The organism is Pseudomonas citronellolis (genome assembly GCF_900112375.1).
Taxonomy (GTDB): Bacteria; Pseudomonadota; Gammaproteobacteria; order Pseudomonadales; family Pseudomonadaceae; genus Pseudomonas; species Pseudomonas citronellolis.
This window is the reverse complement of the sequence record NZ_FOLS01000066.1, coordinates 1-4,226: the sequence shown is the minus strand read 5'-3', so window position 1 is coordinate 4,226 and position 4,226 is coordinate 1. Positions and strand designations below refer to the sequence as shown.

Sequence of the window (4,226 nt, the reverse complement as noted above, 5' to 3'; positions counted from 1 at the left end):
CATATTCGGTTGTAATTATTGACGCCAGGACTATTGGGAAACGCAGCGAGGATCCGCTCATAGTGGCGGTGCGTTGTATAGGCCAGGACCGCTGCACCGGACAGCAAGATCACGAAGGGTGAAAGAAGGCAAGCTATTCGGAGATAGGGATGCCAACTGTAGAAATCGATCATCGTTGCACCTTATAGACTTCTTCGGCAGCCAATTCTCCTGCCCATTCGCCGCCTTTACCGCCTGCGTAACTTGTAGTTTCCGCCATCAGCAATTTCTAAGTGGTGAAGCTTTACGTACCGATGAGACCCGAACTGCATGGGGTCTGTTAGTTCACACCACTTAGCTTCAGTAGGGCGAGCGTTAGGCCCAGCCAAGCCGCTCCCGCAATAACCATCCAAGTTGAAATCAGTAGGCGGTACCTGAGTGCGGGAGGGAAGTTGCGCATATCCTCCCTATCAAGAAGGCCTTTGCGAATACTTCTGTCGGGAAACAGAAGGGCGCCGCCCGTGGAGCTGACCAGATAGCAACGAGAGATAAAGTCTTGGCTACCTAGAACGAGGTGTGCTCGTTTTGGCCAGTTACTGTTTGAAAGCGCGGTGAGCATGTTTGGAAAATCGCGGCTATAGGCAATGTAGATACCAAGAGCAACACCAGATAAGCCGGTTACGAAGGGAGCCAGAAGGAAAGCAATCCTGAGATAAGGGGGCCAACTATAAAAGTCGATCATTGCAGGACCTTATAAATTTCTTCACCCATTAGTTTGCCGCCCCATTCTCCACCTTTACCTCCTATGTAGCCTCCTGCCCCAGCCAATACCAAGCCGCACAATATTCCACCTGCTACTCCTGTCACAGTGGCAACCGCCACACAGAGGTGTGTAGCGATGCTGCCTCCCGCCCAAGTTCTCCTCCTTTAGTTTCCGGTTTTTGACACAGTGATGCTGGGTAAATTGGTTAAAAAGCTTTTTGGTGGATAGTGAAACTATTTGGCGTCGCTAAGCTCTATTAGAGCAATCATGATGCTCATCCAGATCATGCTAAATATTACCAGCCAAGTAGATATAATTAGTCTGTGCCAGAGTTTCTTGGGGAAATCTTCAATATCTTTCGAGTCCAGAACTCCTCTGCGTTCATTCCAGCGAGCGAAAAGAAAAGCTCCTCCTATGGAGCTGACTAAGAAACAACGAGACATGAAATCCTTGTCGCCTAGAGTATTTCTTACCATTTGAGGCCACTTGCTATTTTTGAGCGCTGAAATCATGTCATGGAAGTGGGAGGTGCAGGCGATATGTATTCCAATTCCGATGCCAATAAGGCCGATAATGAAAGGCGATAACAGAAAGGCAATTTGTAGGTCCAGTGGCCAACTTTCATACCAGAACTTGAATTTGCTCAATTCTTAGCTCTCTCATAGACTTTCTCTCCGACGAGTAGTCCGGCTTTCTCTCCGCCTTTGCTACCTAGGTAGCTTCCTACGCCAACCAACATCAAGCTACATACCATTCCACCAGTTCCCCCGCTCGCTAATCCGATACCTATGCAGAGACTTGAGGCTGCACCGCTACCTGCCCAAGCACCAAGCGACCCTCCCGCCATGCTTCCAACGAAACTCCCCGTTTCAGTAAATCGCACTCTTTCGCAGGCCTCGGTCACCCCTGTCCGACACACCTCCTGCACTTTCAGTGCAGACGCAGTAGCTCCAAAGCCAATGCCGATATAGCCGCCGTACTTCAGATACCGCGCCGCCTTGGCCACTTCCTCGATATGTGTGGCATAGCCAGGAATCTGTCCCGGCGCGCCAGAGCGGCTCCAGTGGTGGACCAGGCTGCGGGTGGAAATGCCCAGGTCGCGGCGCAGCAGGGGGTGGTGGCCGAGACGGCCTGGGGGCTTTTCTTTCTCTGCAGAATGATGAGGGGGTCATTTCACACCGCTGAGTTTGAGCAGGCTGAATCCAATGGCTGCCCAAGCTACTCCCATAAATACAAAAGCAAGGGAAACGACCAGAAGGCGTTTGATGGCGAGAGGGAAACTGCGTAGTTCTTCAGGGTCCAGGGTGCCCCGACGAAGATGGGAGCCTGGCCAGAGGATGATGCCTCCCATCATGGATACCTGAATAAGACGCGCCCCCAGGCTCGAGCCGGACCAGTTCCCGACGAAACCCCGAACGATCGGGCTTCTCTGAAAACCTGCGGTGATTTTCTGGTGGTGGTAAAGCGCTATGTAAACCTGAATAGCCATGCCGGGAATTCCTATTGCCACTGGCGCAATAAGAAAGGCAATCCGGGCGTAAGGGTGCCAGCTGTAAAAGTCAATCATTGGAGCACCCTGTAGATTTCTTCACCTGCCATTTCGCCACCCCATTCTCCACCTTTGCCACTGATGTAACTGCCTATGCCTATCAATACCAAGCTGCAGACAAACCCTCCGGCCCCGGCAGAGGCGAATCCGATGGCTCCACAAAGGTAAGGAGCAGTTGCGGTCGTTGCCGCTGTACCGAGTCCCCCAAGCCCAATCCCGCCGAAAAAGCTGGCTGTTTCAGTGAAGCGTGCCTTCTTGCAGGCCTCGGTTTCTCCACCCCGACAGACTTCCTGTACTTTCAGCGCAGACGCCGTACCCCCAACCCGATGCCGATATAGCCGCCGTACTTCAGACATCGCGCGGTTTTGGCCCTCTCCTCTATATGTGTGGCATAGCATGAGGGCATCATTTAAGGAGACCAAGTTCATCGGGCATCGCTCAGTCGGATGAGGCCAATACCGACAAGCAACCAAAGGGATCCAATGATGCAGAGCCACCAGGCAATCCATATCAGACGTCTAACGGAGCAAGGAAACCTCCTAATCTCCTCGGCATTCAGTTCTCCACGTCGTATCGCTCCCCTCGGCCATAACACGAAGCTGGATATGGTGATGACTTGTAGATATCGAGCCTGGGAATTGGGTCCCGCCCAGAATCTGGCGGTATTTCTCACGCCTGCACTATTCGGGAAGGCGGTGATAATGGTTTCGTAATGACGATAGGTGATATAGCCAATTAGCGTTACTCCCGCAGCACAGATGATGAAAGGGGTAGTCCAAACGCAATCTGAAGGCTTAACGGCCAAGTGTTGATGTCAGTCACCTTCGCACCTCGTAAATTTTTTCTCCTATCCAACCACCAAAACCTTCTCCTCCGACACCTCCCAGATAACTTCCTGCTCCAATCGGAGCCAATCCGCAAACACACTATCGAAGCCGGCGCTACGATGAATAGCTGAGCTTGAGTAGTAAAACACTTAATACTCCCCAGAGAACCCCGGTAATCATGAGGCCAGCAGAAATACTCATGATAAGCCTTATGGAGTAGGGGAAGTTACGTATTTCTTCAGGATCGAGGTCTCCGCGTCTAATATGGATGGTTGGCCAGAGAATGATGCCGCTAACCATGGATGTTTGAATGAGGCGCGCTGGAGTACTATGGCCCATCCATGTTGCCATGTGATTTCGAATAATTGGACTGTTGGGGAAAGCTCTAGTGATTGTTTCACGGTGGCGGAATGTAACGTAGATATGAGCCGCCATGCCTAGAATTCCAATAGCATAAGGAGCAGTCATGAAGAAAAAGGCCCATTCTGAACTCCAGAATTTACTCATCTCCTGCTTTGCTCATATATATGCTCCCCAATCCACTCACCCCCTGTCTCACCACTCTTTCCCCTATATAGCTTCCTATTCCGATCAGCACTAGGCTGCATGCCACTGCACCGGCTCCTCCCGAAGGAACTCCAAGTGCTGCACAAATATATGGCGTGATCATGCCTGTCGCTCCTGCGCTGAGTCCGCCAAGCGCGAGGGCTCCAGTAAAGCTCGCTGTCTCGGTAAGTTGAGTTCTTTCGCCAGCCTCGGTTTCGCACATCTTTTGCGCCTTGGCGCAGGCTGGTATTGCTGGCTGGTCTGGTCACTTCACGCCACTGAGCTTGAGCAGGCCCACAAGTAGAAACAGCCATGCTGAACCCACGAGCAGAAGGCTGCCTGAAATGAGCATGAGCCGCCTGATATCAGGTGGGAAATTAGATAGGTCTTCGGGGCTCAGATGGCCACGACGAATATTGATTTTTGTCAGCAGAAGTACGAAGCCAGCTGTGCTGGAGACCTGCATACAGCGCGAGCGGAAACTGGAGCCCGCCCATATTCGGTTGTAATTATTGACGCCAGGACTATTGGGAAACGCAGCGAGGATCCGCTCATAGTGGCG

The 4,226-nt window shown here is 51.9% G+C and carries 5 protein-coding genes; all 5 read right to left on the bottom strand.

Annotated features, from left to right (window positions below; translation table 11 throughout):
- Positions 1-319: 319 nt before the first annotated feature.
- Positions 320-721, bottom strand: a complete 402-nt coding sequence (locus BM060_RS32805; protein ID WP_074986553.1) for a hypothetical protein — start codon at positions 719-721, stop codon at positions 320-322.
- Positions 722-975: 254 nt separating this feature from the next.
- Complete coding sequence (locus tag BM060_RS32800) at positions 976-1,389, bottom strand: hypothetical protein (protein WP_135500023.1); 414 nt, start codon at positions 1,387-1,389, stop codon at positions 976-978.
- Positions 1,390-1,910: 521 nt separating this feature from the next.
- Positions 1,911-2,309, bottom strand: coding sequence for a hypothetical protein (locus tag BM060_RS32795; protein WP_135500022.1), 399 nt, complete (start codon positions 2,307-2,309; stop codon positions 1,911-1,913).
- 923 nt (positions 2,310-3,232) lie between these two features.
- Positions 3,233-3,625 (bottom strand): hypothetical protein, encoded by a 393-nt coding sequence (locus BM060_RS32790; protein ID WP_074986547.1) that lies wholly within the window; start codon positions 3,623-3,625, stop codon positions 3,233-3,235.
- 304 nt (positions 3,626-3,929) lie between these two features.
- A partial coding sequence (locus BM060_RS33125; RefSeq protein ID WP_177224373.1) for a hypothetical protein occupies positions 3,930-4,226 on the bottom strand: 297 nt, incomplete at its 5' end.